This window comes from Mesorhizobium sp. P160927, from assembly GCF_057766385.1.
This window is the reverse complement of the sequence record NZ_JBYMDW010000001.1, coordinates 2,502,906-2,522,510: the sequence shown is the minus strand read 5'-3', so window position 1 is coordinate 2,522,510 and position 19,605 is coordinate 2,502,906. Positions and strand designations below refer to the sequence as shown.

Genomic DNA, 19,605 nt, shown 5'->3' with positions numbered 1-19,605 from the left:
AAATCAGAAGGAGAATTGTGATGGATACAAACTTCACCACGGAGAGCCGTTCGATCTTTATTGTTGGCTTGCGCAACGCCCATGCCATGGAGAACCAAGCGCTGTCGATCATGAAACCACAGGTCGAGCGTATCGAGAATTATCCTGTGGTGGTTGATCGCTTGCGCCGGCACATTCAGGAGACCGAGGGCCAGATCACCCGGATCGAGGCGGTCCTGGAGGGCCTCGATGAAGAGCACTCCACGCTCAAGGACACGGCCCTATCGATGGTTGGCAGCATGGCGGCCATGGGACATTCGATGGCAGGCGACGAGATCATCAAGAACAGCTTGGCGAATTTCGCCTTCGAGAACTACGAGATCGCTGCCTACAATTCGCTCCTGGTGCTCGCCGATGCCGGCGGCTTCCAGCATGCAGAAACGGCCCTCAGACAGAATCTGAGCGAAGAGGAAGCCATGGCCGATTGGCTGAAGGAAAATCTGAGCGACGTGACCCTGCGGTACGCCAGGTTGCGCGACGCGGGGGAGACCGCAAAAAGCTGATCCAACGGCGCGGGACGGCATCCACAACCCGCTCACCTTGTTGCCGGCCGCTCCTTCAGCGCGTCCGGTTCGGTGCGAACAGACCTTGCTGCCGAACCAGTTCGTCGGCGACGGGCTGGCGGAGGCGTCGCGTACCATCCGCCTGGATGACCGAAAACAACCCCACCTCCGCATGTCGGGAATTATCCCACCCAGGGTAAGCGGTTATCGGATACAGGCAAATACCCTCGATCGGCGCGTCGAGGCTCATCGCCGCACGCACCTCGTCGCAGACATAGTGGAGCCAAGCAGCCCCGCCCGATCCCTCCGAGCCGGTTTCGGCGATGAACATCGGCTTGCCATATCGATGAGCGACCTCGATCAGCATTTCCGACAGAGCACGGTACTCGTGGTGTCCCATCGGAATGGTCGGCCCATTTATGTACCATTGATTGTGCGGATAGAAGTTCAGGCCCACGGCATCGACAACATCCTCGCTGCCGCCCAACTCGGGTTCGACGCGGCCCAGCAACATGTCGTAGGCCTCGAACTGTCCCAGTCGGGCGTTTTCGGCGCGGCGCCGTTCGCCGCGGGTCCGGTCGCGAGGCGCGATGTGGATGAGCGGCTCGGCCCAGACAAATCTGCATGCCGGATCGACCTCGCGCATTGCACGAACACCGGCGATGGCAGCCTTGACGAGATGCCGCTTGAACCATCCCCGCTTGTTCAGCCCTACGCGCGGGAAATAGCCGACCTCGACGGCCCAGGCGAAGAAGGAGATTTCGTTGATCGGACACAACAGAGGCGATGTGCCGGTGATCGAGCGGTGCACCCTCACGGCTTCCGCCGCGAACGAGGCATAGGCATCGATGAAATGGATGGACCCCTGATCGACATGGTCCGGGGATCCATAGTGGAAGATATCCCAGATGACCTGGACACCTGCCGATCGGGCTGCCTCGACCATAGGCATCCAACTTGACCAGTCATAGGTTCCGGGAGCGGTTTCGATCAGGTGCCAGCGTAGCCCATCGCGAATGGTGCGCAGGCCGAGGTCGGCGCAGGCCCGGTAGTCGCCGAGGGCATGCAAATTGTGCGAGGTCGCACGAATAAGGTCGAGGCGGACGCCGTCCTTGCGCCGGTGCGAGGAGCACTCAAAGCCCGCCATGAAAAAACTGGCGAAGCGCGAAGCTCCCGGAGCCGGCTCACCCACTTCGTGCCCGTCCGTGAGTCCCACTTCGTCCATTCGGAGTCTCCTTTGGGCAGTTTCAAACTCGGCCGCCCTGTTCGGACCGCGAATTGCCTTTGGCGAAACGCCGGATCCGACCGGGCAAGCCGCATCCCTTTGCTCAGCTCAGCAGATCCTTCGTCCTGCCTGACCGGGTAGTGCCGAACCGACGGGCCGAGCCTTTGTTCCGGTGGTCGACCGCCTGGGAGCTGGGTGGCGATTGGCGACGTCAGGAACAAGGAGGCTTGAGCCAAGTTCGGGGCAATGTAGCACCGGCGTGGCTTAACTCGACCGGCTGCTCGGCAAACAACAGAGGCACGGGATCATATGACCGTTCAAATTCGACTTTCAGATATCGACCATGCCAGGCGCGAGGATCGTGGCGACGGTGCTTGGAGCATTGCACCGGATCTTGGCTATTTGCGGTTTGCAATCGTCAATGTCGTGTTGTTCGGCGCACCGGGCAGCGGAGACCGGAAATGGGTGCTGATCGATACCGGTTTGCCGACGTCCCGGAGCAGCATCCTTGCTGTGGCGGAAAAGCGCTTCGGGACTGACGCGCGGCCGGCTGCGATCATCTTGACGCACGGCCATTTCGACCATGTGGGAACGGTTCTGGACCTCGCGAATACGTGGGACGTGCCTGTCTTCGCACACCCGCTCGAGCGCCCCTATTTGGACGGGACCACATCCTATCCGCCGCCGGACCCCTGGGTTGGAGGTGGACTGATGGCGCTGCTTTCGCCGCTCTTCCCACGCGGGCCGATCGATCTTGGCAACCGCCTGGAACCGTTGCCGAGCGACGGATCGATCCCCGGAATGCCCGGATGGCAATGGCTGCACACACCAGGACACGCCCCGGGGCATATCTCGCTCTGGCGCGAGGAGGACCGCTCGCTGATCGTAGGGGACGCCTTCATCACCACAGGGCAGGAGTCGGTCTATGAGGTCGCCGTTCAGGATCTCGAGATGCACGGTCCGCCACGCTATTTCACGCCGGACTGGGATGCGGCGGAAAGATCTGTGAAGCGCTTGGCCGCGCTGAAGCCCCAGATGATCATCAGTGGACATGGGGCGGCGGCGGCTGGCGTGGGTATGCGTCAAGCTCTTGACAGCCTGGCTGATCGGTTCACGGAGTTTGCCGTGCCGCCGAAAATGAAATTCGTGCGCGAGCCGGCGACGGTTCCAAATAGCTGAGCCTGTTCGAGCGCAGCGCTCTGCCGCGGTTCTCAAGATCTGTCAAAAACGGGCCAGCTTTGCCGCTCGGCTGCCCAAGACGGGCGGCGGCGGAACAAACGTCACAGGCGCCAGTTAGGGCGTTCGTTGGGCGGCAGGCGACACCGGGCGTATCTCGAATTCTGCGTCAGGGAAGACTTAGATGGAAAACGCGAAGAACGCGTGCCCTCACGACGCGTCCTCCCCGAGATGCGTGGCGCAGCAGCTGTTTTTGCCACCCACCTTCAAGCCGGCGCACTTGCTGCTCTGGATACCCGCAGCCGCATTCTTGCCCGGCTGCGCGGGAGGCGTGCTCGACCCGCAAGGGCCAATTGGCGCGGGCAATCGCACGATCCTTTTGAACTCGCTGGCGGTGATGCTGGTGATCGTCATTCCGACGCTGATCGCACTGCTGGCCTTCGCTTGGAAATTCCGCGCCTCCAACAGCAGTGCCCGTTACGACCCGGAATTCACCTATTCAGGTCGGATCGAGTTGATCGTCTGGTCGATCCCGACGCTCACCATCCTCTTCCTTGGCGGACTGATCTACTACGGTTCCTATCACCTCGATCCGCGCAAACCGATCGCCTCGGCGCAGCCACCGCTCGACATCCAAGTGGTGGCGCTCGATTGGAAATGGCTGTTCCTCTATCCCGAGCAGGGAATTGGAGCGGTCAACCAGCTGGTCATCCCGGCCGGCGTTCCCGTGCATTTCAAGCTGACCTCGGCCAGCGTGATGAACACGTTCTTCGTGCCTCAGCTTGGCAGCATGGTCTATGTCATGAACGGCATGCAGACCGAGTTGCATCTGCAAGCCGACCGCGAGGGCAGCTATTTCGGTCAGTCGGCGCATTTCAGCGGCGACGGCTTCTCGGACATGAACTTCAGCGTGATCGCGGTTTCGGCCGATGCGTTCACCCGCTGGGCGTCATCGTTGCGTGGCGGCGGCGGCGTGCTCAACGCCGACGGGTACCGCGAACTCGCCCGGCAAAGCACAAACCTGCCACCGGCTTCGTTCGGCCATGTGCAGCCCGGGCTGTTCGAAGCGGTTGTCCAGCAGACGCTGCCGCCCGGCCCCGGCCCCGCTGAAAGTACCGGTAGCGGCGAGCCACAGGTCAGTCCGAAGGCGTTACGAGCGGCGGCCATGGCGCACCACCAGCAGGCAGAAGGGGAAGAATGACAATGCTCGGCAAGCTGGATTGGTCGGCGATTCCGTTCGACCAACCTATCCCCCTCGGTGCGGCCTTCGCGGTGTTCCTCGCCGCGGCAGCGGTGCTCTGCTGGATAAGTCTCAAGGGATATTGGCCCTATCTGTGGAGCGAGTGGATAACTTCGGTCGACCACAAACGCATCGGCGTGATGTACATCGTGCTCGCGATGCTCATGCTTTTGCGTGGCTTCGTCGATGCCATCATGATGCGCACGCAACAGGTGCTGGCCATCCACGGTCCAGGCTATCTTCCGCCCGAGCATTACGACCAGATCTTTTCGGCGCACGGCACGATCATGATCTTCTTCGCGGCAATGCCTTTCATCATCGGCCTGATGAATTTCGTCGTGCCGCTGCAGCTTGGCGTCCGCGATGTCGCCTTTCCGACGCTCAACTCAGTCAGCTTCTGGTTGACGGCCACCGGAGCCCTGCTGGTCAACATCTCGCTTGTCATCGGCGAGTTCGCGCGCACCGGCTGGTTGCCCTATGCGCCCTTGTCGGAAACCACCTACTCGCCGGGCGTCGGTGTCGACTACTATCTGTGGTCGATCCAGATCTCCGGCGTCGGTACTCTGCTGACCGGGGTGAACCTGGTGACGACCATCCTTAAGATGCGTGCGCCGGGAATGGGGTATCTGCGCATGCCGATGTTCTGCTGGACATCGCTGGCCTCCAACCTGCTCATCGTCGCGGCCTTCCCGATCCTCACCGCCACGCTCGCGATGCTGACGCTGGACCGCTATCTCGGCTTCCATTTCTTCACCAACGAAGCCGGCGGAAATCAGATGATGTTCGTCAACCTGATCTGGGCCTGGGGCCATCCCGAGGTTTACATCCTGGTGCTTCCAGCCTTCGGGATTTTTTCCGAGATCTTCTCGACCTTCTCGTCAAAACCGCTGTTCGGATATCGTTCGATGGTCGCGGCGACGATGTTCATCTGCATCGTCTCGTTCATGGTCTGGCTGCACCATTTCTTCACCATGGGCGCCGGTGCCGACGTCAATGCCGCGTTTGGGATCGCCACCTCGGTCATCGCCGTCGGCACCGGCGTAAAAATCTACAATTGGCTCTTCACCATGTATGGCGGGCGCGTTCGTTTCGACACGCCCATGCTTTGGGCGCTGGCTTTCGTCACCACCTTCACCGTCGGCGGCATGACCGGCGTCCTGCTTGCCGTCCCGCCCGCCGACTTCGTGCTGCACAACTCGCTTTTCCTCGTGGCACATTTCCACAACGTCATCATCTCGGGCGTGCTGTTCGGCGCCTTCGCCGGCTTCACCTACTGGTTCCCCAAGGCATTCGGCTTCCGGTTGCACGAAGGTTGGGGGAAGGCGGCATTTTGGGTCACCTTGGTCGGCTACATGCTGGTCTTCGTGCCACTCTATATCGTCGGCCTGCTTGGCATGACGCGGCGCCTTCAGCACATCGACATGGATCTCTGGGCGCCGTGGCTGGTGGTGGCCGCGTTCGGCGTGCTGGTGATGATCATCGGCGCCGCACTGCAGATCATGCAGCTGGTGGTTTCGATCCGGCATCGCGACAGGCTTCGCGACGAGACCGGCGACCCGTGGGACGGCCGTTCGCTGGAATGGTCGACATCCTCCCCTCCGCCCGCCTTCAACTTTGCGCGGCTGCCACACGTCGAGAACGAAGAACCCTACTGGAGCATCAAGCAACGGGGGATCGAGGAGCAGAGCGCGGAGACGGAGGCCGCGTACGAGCCTATCGAGATGCCGCGCAACAGCCCGACAGGCTTCGTCACTGCTTTTTTCAGCACGCTGATCGGCTTCGCGCTGATCTGGCACATCTGGTGGCTGGCGATCGTCGGCTTCATCGGCGCCTACGCCACCTTCGTCGTCTTCGCCTGGCGCGATCATGGCGACTACGAGATTCCCGCCGATGAGGTCGCGCGAATAGACCGAAACGGCCGAGCCGCGCAGCTTGCCTTCCTGCGCAGTTGGGAGCGTCCGGTATGAGCGATCACGCCTTCACCAGCGACATCAGCGCCGACCGCCAGACACGCGACCCATACCGGCTCAATCGCACCGGCAGCCATGGTGCAAGATCCGCGACGGGCCACGGACAGGGCGGTCCAGCGTCGAAGTTCGTCACCGTTGCCTACGGGTTCTGGATCTTTCTGCTGTCCGACATCATCATGTTCTCGGCTTTCTTCGCCGCTTATGCCGTGCTCGCCAAGGCAACCGCCGGCGGGCCGACCGGCAAGGATCTGTTCGAACCCACGCGCGTTGCGGTGCAAACGGGCCTTCTGCTCAGTTCGAGCTTCACCGGCGGCTTGGCAACGCTCGCGAGCCACCGCAGATCGATGGCTGCCACCCAGTTCTGGCTGCTGATTACGGGCCTGCTCGGGGCAGCCTTCCTGCTCCTGGAGGTGCAGGAGTTCGCGGCGATGGCCGGCGAGCAGGCAGGCCCGTCTCGAAGTGCATTTCTTTCAGCCTTTTTCGCACTCGTTGGTTGCCACGGGACCCACGTCGCACTCGGCCTGCTCTGGCTAGGCACCATGATGGCGCAGCTGTGGGTCAAGGGTTTTCGACCCGATATTTTGCGGCGGCTCCACTGCTTCGGGCTCTTCTGGCACGCGCTCGACATCATCTGGGTTGCCATCTTCACGCTGGTTTATCTGTTGGGAGCATCGCCATGACCGAGATCGGGGGCGGGAGCGGGACCGGCGAGACGCCAGACCGCCGCGATTCAGCGCCGGGCGAGGAACGCATAACCGAGCACGAAATGGCGGGGGGCCTCTCTGGCTACCTGCTCGGCTTCGGCTTGGCCATCCTGCTGACGATTGCTTCGTTCCTGGCGGCTCAGACCAACCTGATCTACCAGCCGGCGGTGATTTCGGCCCTGGTGGTGCTCGCTGTCGCGCAGATGGGCGTGCATCTTGTCTTCTTTCTCCACCTGACGACCGGACGGGACAACACCAATAACGTTCTGGCCCTGGCCTTCGGCGTGCTGATCGTGGCGCTGGTGGTTCTGGGCTCAGTCTGGATCATGGCCCATCTGGATCAGAACATGGCTGCCATGACGGCCCATCAAGCCGGAGTGATGCCTTGAGCGAAGCGCGCGCCGGGCACGGTGTTAGCGGACTTTCATTCGCCTCGTCACGCGTTTCAGGCGGAACTTTGGTTCGGGCAGCAAGTTCGGACGCCATCGGAGACAACAGGCTCGCGGTAGATGGGCGCCCAGATCAATCACTTCGTCAAGGATATCCTCATTGAGGTCGCTGAAATGCTTCCGGCCGTGACTCAAAGGGAAAGAACGCCGGCTGACGAACTGCCCATCGAAGCGCCGAACTTTCCCCACGATCTGGAACCGGTGATCCGAGCGAACCCATCATGGGCGGCGCCGGGCCGACCGGCCCGCACGCAAGGCAGCGAGCACCGAGCGGACGGCATCGATACCTGAGCCGCGAGACTGGATCGAGGGCCTGAAAATAAGCCGACCGTTGCGGAACTCGAAGCCCTGTGCGTTTTTAAAGCGCCATTTTGATGCCACCGGTTTCTTGCGGAAGGTGATCGCGATCCCTTCTGGTCCCACATCGACTTTGCTGATGCCCAGGTCCGCCGCGGCTATGCGCAACCTGGTCAGTTCCAGTAAATCCGCCACTTCGCTGGGCATGTCTCCAAAGCGGTCCTCAAGCTCTTCGCCGAATGCATCGAGGTCCGTCTCGGCAGCCATACGAGACAGCCTCGCATAGAGGCTGACGCGCACCGTCGGCTCGTTGACGTAACTATCGGGAAAGGCCCCGTTTCCGGCGCCGTTAATGTCGGCAAGCTGCTTGTCGGTATCGGCTCCTCCCGCAGCCAGCGAAACCGCCCGCTGCAGAAAATGTTGGTAAAGGCCTGCTCCGATCAGCTTCATGTGCCCGGCTTGATCTTCGCCGAAAAGGTCTCCTGCCCCGCGCAGGTCGAGGTCCCTTTGGCTGATCGCAAGGCCGGAGCCAAGCCGATCGAGCGCAATCATGGTCGACAGTCGGGCTCTTGTGCCTTCGGCCAGTTCGACGCCAGGTTCGGTCAGAAGAAGGGCAATAGCCTGCACCGCTCCCCTTCCCACCCGGCCGCGAAGCTGGTGCAGCTGTGCCAGACCGAACCTGTCCGCTCGCCAGATCAGTATGGTGTTGGCCCGCGGCACGTCGAGGCCGCTCTCGATGATGTCAGTGCTCAACAGGACGTCGCCGTCACCGTCAGCGAACCCGACCATGATCTCGTCCAGTTGTCTCCCTTTCATTTCGCCATGAGCAGTCTTGACCGCGAGTTCCGGCACCATTCTGTTTAGCTGCAGGCGAACCGGATCGATGTCTTCAACGCGCGGAACCACCAGGAAGCTCTGTCCGCCCCGGCGAAATTCGCGCAAAAGGGCGGCTCTTGCCGAAGCTGGATCGAAGGGCGCCAGAATGGTACGAACGGGACGTCTTTTGGCCGGCGGAGAGTTGAGTACGCTGACCTCCTGGATGCCCGACATTGCCGATTGCAGCGTCCGCGGTATCGGCGTGGCGCTCATGGTCAGCGTATGAAGGCGGGGCGCCATGTTTCGCAACGCCTGCTTCAGCTTGACACCGAACCGGTGCTCCTCGTCGATCACCAGCAGTCCGAGATTGGCGAAGCTGACGCTCTTGGCCGCCAGGGCCTGGGTACCCACAATCACCGCGACCTGACCGCTCCGCAGCCGCTCCTTCACCGCTCTCGCCTCCGCCGCTCCGACCATTCTCGAGAGGTGGGCGACCTCGAGGCCGGTTCCCGCGAATCTTCGGCTGAACGTCTCATAGTGTTGGCGTGCCAACACCGTCGTCGGCGCTATCACCGCCACCTGCTTCCCGCGGAGGGCCGCGGCGGCGCAGGCCCGCAGGGCCACCTCTGTCTTGCCGAAGCCGACGTCGCCGCAGACAAGGCGATTCATTGTTCTCCCCGACGACAGGTCGTCAAGCACGTCGCGGATGGCGGCAGCCTGGTCGGGCGTCTCCGTATAGGGAAACCGCGCCGCGAACCGGGCAAGGTCGGCGCGAGAGGGTTTTATGATGGCGGCAGGCTGGCTGGACCTTGCATTGGCAAGGTCCCTCAAGCGTTTGGCCAGCCTGTCGATATCGCGCAGCGCAGCCTTGCGTCGGTTGAGCCACCCATCGCTGTTCAAGCGATCGAGCGGCACCGCACCGGGTTCCGAGCCGTAGCGCCATATCCGCCCAAACTCATCGACCGGAACCAGCAAGGAAGCTCCGTCCCGATATTCCAGCCTGACGACATCCTGCTGCTGACCGGCCAACTCGACCTGTTCGACCGCCACCAGCATGGCCAGGCCATGGTCCTCATGGACGACGACGTCGCCAATGCGCAACTCGGGTTCGAGTATGCTGGTGGCCGCACCGCCATTTGCTTTCAAGGCGTGGCCAAACAGGTCGGCCGCGGCCACCACCGCGATGCCTGATTGCTCGTCGACAAAGCCTTCGTCGAGAACGATCTCGACCCTGAGAAGAGAGCCCCTTGGGGCCGAACGGATCCGCGGCCAGTCAGCCACCTCCCTCATTCGCCGACCAAGCTTCCGATCGAGCAGACGATCGGCTCGCTGCAGTGCGGAGGCCTCGCCCGCGAATGCCACGGTGACACCCGACCTTGTCTGCCTTTCCACAAATTCGGCGAACTGATGCCCGGATCGCGCGCGCTGGAAGAATTTGGGAACTCGCGCGGCAGAAACGGCGAGACTCGTTCCGTGGCGATTACGGACTGCGAAGTCCCATTCTTGACGCGATAGGTAAAACTGTTCCGGCAAGGGTTTGGCGGCCGCGGCAACCTCCTGCCTCGCACCACGAGCATCTTCGATCAGGTCCAGGAAGCGGTCGAGCGGCGCGCCTTCGAGACCTTCCGCGATGGAGACACAGGCGCTGGATGCCACATCGAAGACCGACGGCATGCTGCCGTACAACGCGACGAGGCGTTCTTCCATCGACGTCGCGCGCATGGCTGCCAACTCGGGATGATCCCCAGTTGCGAAAATCAGCTCGGATGCCGGCCCAACCGTGACCGACTCTCGCGACTGTTCGCTAAGCTGGCTGATGGGGTCATAGATCTTGAGTTCCCGGATGCAGCTATCTGGACCGATGACGACGCGAACCGGATGATCGGCGCCAGCGGGGAATATGTCCATGAGGTCGCCCCGAAAAGCTATCTCGCCCGGTTCGTCGACTCTTTCGTCGACACCGTATCCAATCGACTCGGCTCTCGTTCGGAAACCATCCGGGTCGAACCTTTGTCCGAGTTCCAGAGTTGTGAAACCGCCAGCAATGACTGGCGCAGGAGGCACCCGCTGGAGAGTGGTCTCGATCGACACAACCACGATGCGCGGACGTTTGGGCTCGCTTGCGATCTCACGCAGAGCGCTAAGCCTCCGCCCCATATTGGCGCGTGTCGGCCATACCCTGTCGTAAGGCAGGCAATCCCAGGACGGCAGCAAGATGACGTCCACGTTCGGCAGAAACCGACGCAAAGCCGCAGCGGTCTCTTCGGCACCGCGTTCCGAGGCGGCTATATGGACAATATGCTTGTTTGGACCGCTCTCCAGCGAGTCGGCCAGCGCCGCCGCGATTGCGGCGGAAGGCAAGACTTCTCTCGCGAGGTCCCCGTCATTCGACGAGTGATCGACTTCTTCGATGATTTCCGTCCGCGAAATGGGTCTGTTCACTGAGGTCTCACCTTGCCACCGTCGGAGAACGTCAGTGGGACCACCCCGTTCCTGAGGCGCGGATTAAAGTGTTGCGGGCAGTGGCAGCGCGTGCGGTCTTGCGTTCCTATGGAGCAACGCACCAACGATGCGGCTCTCGATGAGCCGCTTCTGTTGGCAGCGGTGCCGCCGCGGACGATGGCCGTTTACCCGGCCATGCTCCAGATCTCCCCTATGGCTTGAACGAACTCGTAATAGCGCGGGCGCTACGTGTCAGCCTTGCCGACCAGCGGGCTAGAATGGCCGCCTTGCTCGGAGACCTGGCTGGAACCTGTATGGAAGTCAGAGACGCCGCTGCCGTCCGGGCTCACATAAGAAGTACCGTGGGTGTGTGGCTTCAGGAGCTTCGCTTCCCGGACCAAGGACGGCCAATTGAGCCCTAGGAGCGCTACCAGTTCGCGGGCGTCTTTTTCGCTGATGCTGGTCTCCTTGATCAGGCGATCAATGAAAGCTGCCTTAGGCTCATCCATAGCGAACTCCCCGAAGAGTCCGAGGTAACCGCGAATGCCTGCCCTACGTTCCGGCGGAGCGGCGTTAGGTATGAAAACGTACAAAGCCGTGGGTGCGTTTGCTCCATAGACCGCGGTTTTGATCGCGTCTTTGGCAAACCAGGCCTGCTTACTCGGATTTCACCGCCATCCGGAACTTTTAGCTGGGATAAAAGTTCGGTGGGCAAAATCAGCTAGGTAGCCATTTTGTCCCCCTCTTCATCCTCGGATATACTTATCCGCAAGCTTCAGACCATCTCGGACATTCGAGAAGCTGAAATCGCGGTTTTGAAAAGCATACCCATTCAGGAGAAAGATTTTTCGGCCAACCACGACCTGGTGCGTGAGGGTGACCATCCTGTTTACTCGTTTGTCGTCCTGGATGGTTTGATCGGCTCCACCAAATACACAAGCGAAGGAAAGCGACAGATCACGTCTTTCTTCGTGGGCGGAGACATCCCCGATCTGCACGGGCTGCATCTGTCGGTCATGGACTGTAATTTCTCGACCCTGACGCCGGCCCGAGTGGGCTTCATGCGACACGACGTTCTACGCAGCATTTGTGACCAGCACCCTCGCATCGCCACCGCTTTCTGGCGGTCGACGCTGATCGACGCCGCGATGTACAGGGAGTGGGTCACCAACGTTGGAAGACGTGAGGCTTACACCCGCATGGCTCACATTTTGTGCGAACTCATATTTCGCTTGCGGGCGGTGGGACGCATTCAGGATCACATTGCTGATATTCCCATAACCCAAGCCGCACTTGGCGATGCATTGGGTTTGTCGACGGTCCACGTCAACCGAATGCTTCAGGAACTACGACGTGAAGGCCTAATCGCCACCACGGGGTCGAGAATGCATGCAATCGACTGGCCCGGCCTCACTCACGCAGGGGATTTCGACACGACTTACCTGCATCAAAAGAACCCGGCAGATTAGTGGTGACGGAAGCTCTCCCATGGCACGATTTTTCTTTGACACCGGCGATCGCGATTTGGTCTTGCAGGATGAGATAGGTGTCGAATGCGCTGGCCTAGAAGAGGTGCGCCGAGTCGGATTCGAAGGCCTCATTGACCTCACGAGAGACGCACTGAAAGGCGTTGACGGGCAGAAATTGTTTGTCGAGGTGCGTGATGAAAATGGGGACAAAGTTCTGCGGCTGAGCCTCTCGCTTCAGATCAAATTGATGAGATGAATCCGGCCGATTTTCGCGCCAGTACTGGATCAGCCCCACCCAACCAGCTTCAACATGCCCATCGGACGGCATTGAGCCAGAAGACGTATCTCGAAAGCCCCGGGCCATAGGATCACTCGGTGCTCGGTCATGGAGTAGATCAATCGGTGCAAGTGGCGGGCGCTTTAATCTATGTAAGTGCGCCTAGTCGGCGACCGGATTAATTGGGTCTGTGCGTGCCGGGGACAATGCATCCTTGCTCGCACGCAGGACCCTGCAGACGACGGGTCCGAGTGTCAGCCTGGAGCAAAACATGACAATTGTCGCTTCTTGGACCCTTCACCCCACCAGATCAGACCGACACGAAAGAGGTCCCATGTCCCTGGAGGATCGGTGTGATGGCTGAACACCGTCGCAAGCTCACCGCGTCCGATCCGGCGCTTGCGGAGCAGACACAGCCCATTACCTACCCAGGAGGCTCGTCCTTACCAAGTTCTGGCGAACAGACGAACCTAGTCGACCTTGTTCCCGCATTGCGGGCATTCGCACGTTCGCTTTGCGGCAGCATCGACGAAGCTGACAATCTTGTCCGAGAAACACTGGTCAAAGGCATTGCAGATCTCGATGGTCTTGACGGAAGCCGGGTAAAGCCCTGGATCTTCGCCACCATGCGCAGGGCTTCCTTGGCCAGGCTTGAAGGCGCAGCCCCCCAGCCTCGAGGACCGGCGAGTTGCTTGTCGGAGCCTTTTGCCACCGACACACAGGAACAGATGGAAACCGGCCCAAGGATAGCGCGTGCCATTGACCTCCTGGCGGATCCGGAGCGGCAGGCCATCGTTCTGGTTTGCATGCTCGGACTATCCTACGAAGACGCCGCCGACATCTGCGATTGCGACACAGCCACCATCAAGGGTCGGATACAGAATGCAAGGACAAGAATGGCTGTCCTGTCGGGTGTCCCGACGGAAGCCACGCCTGAAAAATCGAATTGATGGTGAGCGCGGCAGTGTTCAAAGCAAAAATTCGCGATGCCTGTCAGGCAGCCACGCATCGCTTGCCCTAAAGTAGCCCAAGCTCAACCGCAGGTTTGTTATGCATGACAGGGAACCATGAGGGGATCCGCCGAGTTCGACCTCGGACAAGCTCGGGTTCCCAACATGGAAGAAATCGGCAAGGCGCAACAGAAGGCCATAGCCCGTCTCATTCGTCAGTGGATTGCATCGGACGCCAGCCGTCGCCAGCTTCGCCAGTTGCTGGACCTACCGACTGACACGGACGTGCCACGCCAGCATCGGTCGTTGCTCGACGACCTCGACCGAAAGCTCGACGAATAAGTGCATGCTTGCTTGGGACAAATCCCACAGGTATCCGATAGCGGCGAAGTTTATTCCCCGAAAGGCCATGAAACCGCAGCTTCTCAGAAACCTCCCAACACGGAAGATCAGTCGTCATCTTCCCAGCGGCTGCCGGGATAACTGTTCAAGCTCGTTCTCGTCCGTGATCCCGGCCTGGTAGTAAGCAAGAATGCGCGAGGCGCGCCGTTCTCTCTCGGCTTCAGTCTCGTTCTTGAGATTGCTGCGTGCAAGGACACGGCTCAATATGGCAAGTTCCGATGGGGTATAGGCATCCCTATGCATTTTATCCCGCCCATGCGCTGCAAGAAACCTACAATAAGGATTCCCCGGCACGCCCTAACGCCGGTCGGGACTGAATGTTCCATGGGTTTTCGTGGAGGGAGAAAAAGCTCATCAGCGCTAGATGTGAGTTTCTGGGGTTGCTGTGCGTTTAAAAGCTGCGAAACGGCGGTTATGATTTGCGGCAGAAAGAAGGGCTTGGTGATGATGATGCTGTTGGGCACTCCTTCCGCTCCCCAGTGTACCGCGCTGTCGCCGCTCATATAGACAACTGGGATGGTCGAGTTGGACCTACGCAAATGCCGGGCGATCTCCCACCCGGATTGTCCCGGCCCCAAACGGATGTCGGTGAGCACGGCCTTGAACCTGGTGGGATCGCGGTCGAAGGCGGCCAGCGCCTCGGCAGCATTTCGAACGCCGACGACCTGGAAGCCAGCCTCCTCCAAAGCTGACTCGAGGTCGAGCAGTATCATCGTCTCGTCTTCGACGATCAGAACAACGCCATCGCTCATCCGGGATATCCCCAAGTCGCCACCGCCACTACGATCTCGGCGTCAACTTGGTTCCATATGACACGCATCGGCCTGTTGTCGGCTGAGTCCCGCCGCGACCTCGCGGCGGAGTCATGAGAAGCCCGCCTCGGAAAGCCGAGACGGGCTGAAGCTGCTTCGACAGCCTCGAAGGCCAAGACAGGGGAGGATTGTAGGCCCGCGACCGAACCTTGAAGTGCAGCGAATGTTCCTCCGGATGTAGGCTCTTATTGGATTAGCCTCTGCGGCAGCCCGCCTCCAATGCGGTCATTTTCGTTTTTGCTCAAGGTTTCTACTGATCTCCAGACGCTTGCTGGATTTCCGTCATCACCTGCCGGGGATCGACATTCTCGGCCAGTTGCGGCAACTCCTCATCGGCCGGTGTCGAGACATTGAGGCGTGCCGTCAAAGCAGCCACCATTTCGATGAGCCGCGTGGTTTCGTGTTCGTTGAGAAGGCTGATCTGCAGATCCAGCTCCGCTCTGCGCTCGCTGTGTTCGGCCATTCTGTTTTGGTTGATCAGTACGAAAGTGGACAGGAAGATCGCCTCGACAGAGGCCACCATGGCCAGGATCACAAAAGTTGGGTCCCAAGCCGGGACGGCCGGTATCAGGCCAAGGTTCGCAAGGATCCAGGCGACCAGAATTGCGAGATGCAAATAGACAAAGGGCATGCTTCCCGCGAAGCGCGAAACGGCGCCGGCAATTCGCACCTGAACGCCTTGGTGCTCCTCCTGTTGTCGCCTGTGGTCGACGAGAGCCTGTATGTTCTGCTGAAGGACCGACTGCATGTCGGCGGGATGCTGATCGTTCATACTTGAAAGCCCGGTTTGGCGGCCAATGTTACGAGCGTTGCTCATCGCCCGCCTGGGACGTCCGGCGAGGCTGCACCGCCTGAACTAGCCGGCTCATAGCCGCTGGTCTCTTTAGACGAGGAGTGCCGTCCTGCAATCGCGTCCACCATGGCGATCACCGCCTCAGGGGCGCTCTGATGAACCATATGGCCAGCGCCCTCAACGACATCGAGGAGGGACCCACCGACCTCCGCATGCAGGCGTCGTGCCTCCCCCTCGGCGTCGAACAGCCGGTCTCCAGAACCTGCCAGGATCCCGGTCGGGACGGCAATGTCCGTGTAGCTGGCCTTCGTCAGCAGGGCCGCCGTCAGCATCGATGCGGATTCCAAACACACCGCCCGCAGTTGGGAAGGGCGGCTGGCGACATCTTTTGCGAGAACGGCGAAGTCGACAGCGACATCCGCTGGGTGGAAGATCTTCTGCATCGTCCAAGGCCAGGCAAGCCTCACAAGCAACGGCAGCAAGGTGTGGCGAAAAGCGGTGCCGACGACTGGCAGAGCCGGGAGGGCGGCCAGCGCAAGATCAAGCCGCGGCGGCGGATAGTAATAGCCGGAGACCAGCACGACGCCGGCAACCCAAGGAGAATGCCTGCGCGCCAATTCGAGGGCTACCCAAGCGCCCCACGAATGTCCAAGCACGATGTAGTTCTCGATACCCAGCCTGCCGGCGGCGGCATGTATGAGATCGGCTTGGTCGCGGGCAGACCACCGCCGGCCGCGCGACCGCGTGCTTCGCCCGAAGCCCGGCCGATCAAATGCGAGTACCCGGTAGGTTTTTGCCGCCTGATCGAAGATGCCGCTCGACTTGAAATCCTGCGCCATGGATCCGTTTCCATGCAGCAGAATGAGCGGCATGCCGGTGCCGGCTTCGATAAAATGCAGGCGAAGACCGTCAACCTCCATGACATGGCCGTGCGCCCGGCCAGCAAGCGCACGTTTGGCGCGGGCGTGATTGTACCCGGCAAGTGCCGACAATGCGGCGACGAACAGCACGGTCGATAGCTTCGGTCCATCCCTGTCGAACGCCATGCCAATGCCTGCCAGCAACTGTCCTGCCCGGTGCCCTCCGTGCCAAACCTTCGGAGTGGCGGCTTGTTCCGCTGGACAACGACGTTGCTTTGTAGCCGGCTCAAACAGCCTAGGCGGTAAGCTCTCTATGGGCATGGGATGCGGCGATGGCAGCTTGTCCAAACGCGACCGCTATCTGATTTAGCGCTTTCACAACGTCACCGATGGCGTACATGCCGTCGACGGAAGTCTGCTGGTGCTCATCGACCGTGATGTAGCCCTCCGCGCAACATCTCGCGCCGACGGCCAGGGCGAGTTGCGAGCTCACCTTGCATCCCAGGGCCGCGTAGACTGCATCGAAGCGGCAGGTCGCTCCATCTTGCAAAATCGCCGCACAACCGTCAGCAGCCGGGCTGAGCCTGTCGAGAGTGTGACGGATGGCTATCCCTCTTTCGCCGGCCGCGCGACGCGTGCTGGTTGGAAAGTCCGATGCGTGGGTGCCCAGCATCGTTACATGCGGTGTGAATCGACTGAGGAAAATGGCCTCGTGCAAGGCTCTGTCACCCTGCCCCACGACCGCTATCTTCCGGTCGATCACCTCATACCCGTCGCACACCGGACAAAGCCGAACGACACCTGCCGCAATCGCCTCCGCCAAGCGAGGCAATTCGGGTGTCGTGTCGACAATCCCGGTCGACAGGAAGACCTTACGCGCGCGGATTGCGCCGATCGAGGTCTCAGCATCAAAGCCTCCCTCGCCAGCGGCCAGCGAAAACACCTGCCCCCGTATCAAGGTTGCTCCGTACAAGCTCGCGTGACGTCGAAGCCGATCGAGAAGGTCAGGGCCACTTATCCCTTCGGGAAAGCCCGGACAGTTATGGCTTTTCGGGATCAGAGCGGCACGGGGATGGCCGGCATCGACCACCAGCACGCGATGGCGAAAGCGGGCGAGATACTGGGCCGCTGTCAGCCCCGCTGGCCCGCCACCGACGATCAGCACATCTTCGGCGTCGGCGAGCGGGTGGCCGGCATGGCTTTCATCGAAGGTTTGCTCCATCAGCGGCGAACTATCTGGTTCGTTCGATGTTCCAGCACGACACGCCGAGGGACCGCATTAGCCCGCCGGCATCAGCCGCAACCAGAGAGCTTCGATCTCGTTGTCACACCGCTTCCTACTCGGGGTCGAAACCTTCTTGCCGCTTCGCGGTTAATCCTAACGGACAAGGTGAGCACCTGCGAAACACAACCGAAGACTCATCCTCGAACGACGTCGGGCGGCTGGCAGGCGATAAATGATATGAGTGAAGAGCTGAGGCAGCCGACAAAAGGCACTGCCGAACTCGCTCAAACGGGGAGCGCCATTTTATGAATAGATGCCTCAAGGCTTCAGATGATCCGGGTCGCTACCTTTAACGTAAACGGCGTCAACGGTCGATTGCCGGTTCTGCTCAAATGGCTAGGTGAGACGCACTACGACATCGTTTGTCTCCAGGAATTGAAGACATCGGACGAAAAGTTTCCTGCCGATGCCATCAGCAACGCCGGCTACGGGGCGATATGGCACGGACAGAAGTCGTACAACGGCGTAGCCATTCTCGCTCGAGGCAAGCAGCCGCACGAGCGTCGGCGCGGGTTGCCCGGTGACGCCGATGACACGCATAGCCGTTACATCGAGGCGGAGATCGACGGTCTCGTTGTTGGTTGCCTATACCTGCCCAACGGCAACCCGGCGCCTGGTCCGAAGTTCGACTATAAGCTCCGCTGGTTCGAGCGGCTGATCGACTACGGACGGCTCCTGATCAAGGACGCGCCCGCCAGCCTGCTTTGCGGCGACTACAACGTGGTGCCGGCGCCGATCGACGCCGCGGTTCCGGCACGATGGCTGGGCGACGCCGTCTATTTCCCGGAGAGCCGACAGGCTTACGCCGACCTGCTTGCCGATGGCTGGACCGACGCCGTCAGGCTGATCCGTCCCGAGAGAGGCGTCTATACCTACTGGAATTTTTCCTACCGGGGCGGTTACGACCGCAGCTCCGGCCTCCGCATGGACCATCTTCTCGTGAGCCCCTCGCTCACGGACAGGCTGGGCGGCGCGGGCGTGGATGAGTCCGTACGAGGATGGGACAAGCCAAGCGATCACGCGCCGGCCTGGATCGAACTCGACTGGCCCCGGTGAACTGAGAAATCGGGCTTCAGCCGGACCGCATGACGCCAGGTTCGTCCGCCTCTTTTAATCGCTGCGAATCCTCGGGGGCGGCGACCAGATCCTGGAATCCAAGTGTGACGACGAGATAACCCGCCTCGTCGTAGACTTTCGTCACCCAACTGGTCGGGTCCGCGCCATCGATAATTCCGTCAAGCATGGCCTCCTTGGCTGCGCGCTTCGCCTCTTTGATAGCCTCATCCCGATCAGCCATGTCGGCGAAGATTGCAGGCTGGGACATGCCCTCGATAAACTCGAAACGAAATTTCGGCATCGATCCCTCCTGTCGGTGGTGATAACGGATCGGCCATTGCTGGCAGGGTGACGGTCAACGCCACCGTTTCGAAAAGGATGCACCGGTTGTGCGCGCCTGCACCGGTCAGGCAGCGTTGCTGGCTTCCTTTTGCCAGTCGTCCTGCCAACGCGCGCGCACGGCAATCATCAGCATGGCCGATTCCGTGATCCCGGTCTGGAAAAGCCTGATCAGCTCTCTCGCGATGGAGTGAGCCGCCGCGGTGTCCGGCAAAATGGCAAACTCCTGGCACATCGCGTCGAAGACCGCGCGAAGCGTGTCCAGGTCATTCGGGTAGAGGGTATCCGTGCGAATGGGTCGGTCAAGCATCAAGCGTCTCCAAACGAGCGAGAGTGCGATGGTCTCCCAAGCAGCGGAGCGTTACGTGCCCGCTGACCTCTCGCTTATGCGGCACAGCGCACGACGTGTCGCTAACCTATGATGGACCGAGGCAAGTTCGCGCACAAAGATCCAATTGCGTATAGCGACGCGGCTAGCGCTACGCGTCCATGGTCCGCCGG

At 60.8% G+C, this 19,605-nt stretch carries 20 protein-coding genes; 11 read left to right on the top strand and 9 right to left on the bottom strand.

From position 1 onward, the window contains the following. Window positions 1-20 precede the first annotated feature (20 nt). Window positions 21-542 carry a ferritin-like domain-containing protein gene (locus tag AC3CB8_RS12075; protein WP_352562835.1) on the top strand — a complete coding sequence of 174 codons (522 nt, stop codon included), beginning with the start codon at window positions 21-23 and terminating at the stop codon, window positions 540-542. A 55-nt stretch (window positions 543-597) separates the two neighbouring features. On the opposite strand, the gene AC3CB8_RS12070 is transcribed toward AC3CB8_RS12075, so the two are convergent. Continuing rightward, window positions 598-1,767: a glycoside hydrolase family 26 protein gene (locus AC3CB8_RS12070; protein ID WP_023771420.1), complete on the bottom strand. Its 1,170-nt coding sequence runs from the start codon at window positions 1,765-1,767 to the stop codon at window positions 598-600. Between the two features lie 309 nt (window positions 1,768-2,076). On the opposite strand from AC3CB8_RS12070, the gene AC3CB8_RS12065 reads away from it, so the two are divergent. The 5 genes from AC3CB8_RS12065 to cyoD all read left to right on the top strand — a co-directional run bounded on the left by AC3CB8_RS12065 (window position 2,077) and on the right by cyoD (window position 7,246). Beyond that, window positions 2,077-2,946, top strand: coding sequence for an MBL fold metallo-hydrolase (locus tag AC3CB8_RS12065; RefSeq protein ID WP_023782478.1), 870 nt, complete (start codon window positions 2,077-2,079; stop codon window positions 2,944-2,946). 250 nt (window positions 2,947-3,196) lie between these two features. Beyond that, window positions 3,197-4,144 carry a ubiquinol oxidase subunit II gene (cyoA, locus tag AC3CB8_RS12060; RefSeq protein ID WP_352615736.1) on the top strand — a complete coding sequence of 316 codons (948 nt, stop codon included), beginning with the start codon at window positions 3,197-3,199 and terminating at the stop codon, window positions 4,142-4,144. A 2-nt stretch (window positions 4,145-4,146) separates the two neighbouring features. After that, window positions 4,147-6,150, top strand: a complete 2,004-nt coding sequence (gene cyoB / locus AC3CB8_RS12055; protein WP_352563022.1) for a cytochrome o ubiquinol oxidase subunit I — start codon at window positions 4,147-4,149, stop codon at window positions 6,148-6,150. After that, on the top strand, window positions 6,147-6,833 hold the full coding sequence (locus AC3CB8_RS12050) for a cytochrome (ubi)quinol oxidase subunit III (protein ID WP_023771424.1): 687 nt from the start codon (window positions 6,147-6,149) through the stop codon (window positions 6,831-6,833). Before cyoB ends, AC3CB8_RS12050 begins: the two co-directional genes overlap by 4 nt. Beyond that, window positions 6,830-7,246 (top strand): cytochrome o ubiquinol oxidase subunit IV, encoded by a 417-nt coding sequence (gene cyoD / locus AC3CB8_RS12045; protein ID WP_023771425.1) that lies wholly within the window; start codon window positions 6,830-6,832, stop codon window positions 7,244-7,246. The genes AC3CB8_RS12050 and cyoD overlap by 4 nt, the downstream gene beginning before the upstream one ends. Before the next feature lie 279 nt (window positions 7,247-7,525). Here cyoD and AC3CB8_RS12040 read toward each other — a convergent pair whose 3' ends face one another. Further along, the gene (locus AC3CB8_RS12040) at window positions 7,526-10,861 is read right to left on the bottom strand and encodes a DEAD/DEAH box helicase (RefSeq protein ID WP_352562833.1); all 3,336 of its coding nucleotides are present in this window, start codon (window positions 10,859-10,861) and stop codon (window positions 7,526-7,528) included. 245 nt (window positions 10,862-11,106) lie between these two features. Next, complete coding sequence (locus tag AC3CB8_RS12035) at window positions 11,107-11,370, bottom strand: hypothetical protein (protein WP_023771428.1); 264 nt, start codon at window positions 11,368-11,370, stop codon at window positions 11,107-11,109. A 225-nt stretch (window positions 11,371-11,595) separates the two neighbouring features. On the opposite strand from AC3CB8_RS12035, the gene AC3CB8_RS12030 reads away from it, so the two are divergent. The 4 genes from AC3CB8_RS12030 to AC3CB8_RS12015 all read left to right on the top strand — a co-directional run bounded on the left by AC3CB8_RS12030 (window position 11,596) and on the right by AC3CB8_RS12015 (window position 13,899). After that, entirely contained in the window at window positions 11,596-12,330 is a 735-nt protein-coding gene (locus AC3CB8_RS12030) for a Crp/Fnr family transcriptional regulator (protein WP_023771429.1), read from the top strand. A 19-nt stretch (window positions 12,331-12,349) separates the two neighbouring features. Beyond that, a complete protein-coding gene (locus tag AC3CB8_RS12025; RefSeq protein WP_023771430.1) occupies window positions 12,350-12,586 on the top strand; it encodes a DUF6894 family protein in 237 nt (78 codons plus the stop codon). 377 nt (window positions 12,587-12,963) lie between these two features. Further along, window positions 12,964-13,557, top strand: coding sequence for a sigma factor-like helix-turn-helix DNA-binding protein (locus AC3CB8_RS12020; RefSeq protein WP_023771431.1), 594 nt, complete (start codon window positions 12,964-12,966; stop codon window positions 13,555-13,557). A 117-nt stretch (window positions 13,558-13,674) separates the two neighbouring features. Continuing rightward, complete coding sequence (locus AC3CB8_RS12015; RefSeq protein ID WP_488377311.1) at window positions 13,675-13,899, top strand: hypothetical protein; 225 nt, start codon at window positions 13,675-13,677, stop codon at window positions 13,897-13,899. Window positions 13,900-14,159: 260 nt separating this feature from the next. Here AC3CB8_RS12015 and AC3CB8_RS12010 read toward each other — a convergent pair whose 3' ends face one another. From AC3CB8_RS12010 to AC3CB8_RS11995, 4 genes are all read right to left on the bottom strand, one after another. Further along, on the bottom strand, window positions 14,160-14,711 hold the full coding sequence (locus AC3CB8_RS12010; protein ID WP_352562831.1) for a response regulator: 552 nt from the start codon (window positions 14,709-14,711) through the stop codon (window positions 14,160-14,162). A 310-nt stretch (window positions 14,712-15,021) separates the two neighbouring features. Next, entirely contained in the window at window positions 15,022-15,543 is a 522-nt protein-coding gene (locus AC3CB8_RS12005; RefSeq protein WP_023782483.1) for a DUF1003 domain-containing protein, read from the bottom strand. A gap of 41 nt (window positions 15,544-15,584) precedes the next feature. After that, window positions 15,585-16,574 (bottom strand): alpha/beta fold hydrolase, encoded by a 990-nt coding sequence (locus AC3CB8_RS12000; RefSeq protein ID WP_245273855.1) that lies wholly within the window; start codon window positions 16,572-16,574, stop codon window positions 15,585-15,587. Window positions 16,575-16,719: 145 nt separating this feature from the next. Further along, on the bottom strand, window positions 16,720-17,646 hold the full coding sequence (locus tag AC3CB8_RS11995) for an NAD(P)/FAD-dependent oxidoreductase (RefSeq protein WP_023771437.1): 927 nt from the start codon (window positions 17,644-17,646) through the stop codon (window positions 16,720-16,722). A gap of 333 nt (window positions 17,647-17,979) precedes the next feature. Here AC3CB8_RS11995 and xth point away from each other — a divergent pair, with 333 nt between their 5' ends. Then, complete coding sequence (gene xth, locus AC3CB8_RS11990; protein WP_031247779.1) at window positions 17,980-18,765, top strand: exodeoxyribonuclease III; 786 nt, start codon at window positions 17,980-17,982, stop codon at window positions 18,763-18,765. Between the two features lie 16 nt (window positions 18,766-18,781). On the opposite strand, the gene AC3CB8_RS11985 is transcribed toward xth, so the two are convergent. Continuing rightward, the gene (locus AC3CB8_RS11985) at window positions 18,782-19,066 is read right to left on the bottom strand and encodes a DUF6894 family protein (RefSeq protein WP_023771439.1); all 285 of its coding nucleotides are present in this window, start codon (window positions 19,064-19,066) and stop codon (window positions 18,782-18,784) included. A 105-nt stretch (window positions 19,067-19,171) separates the two neighbouring features. Continuing rightward, entirely contained in the window at window positions 19,172-19,414 is a 243-nt protein-coding gene (locus AC3CB8_RS11980) for a hypothetical protein (RefSeq protein ID WP_023771440.1), read from the bottom strand. Window positions 19,415-19,605 lie beyond the last annotated feature (191 nt).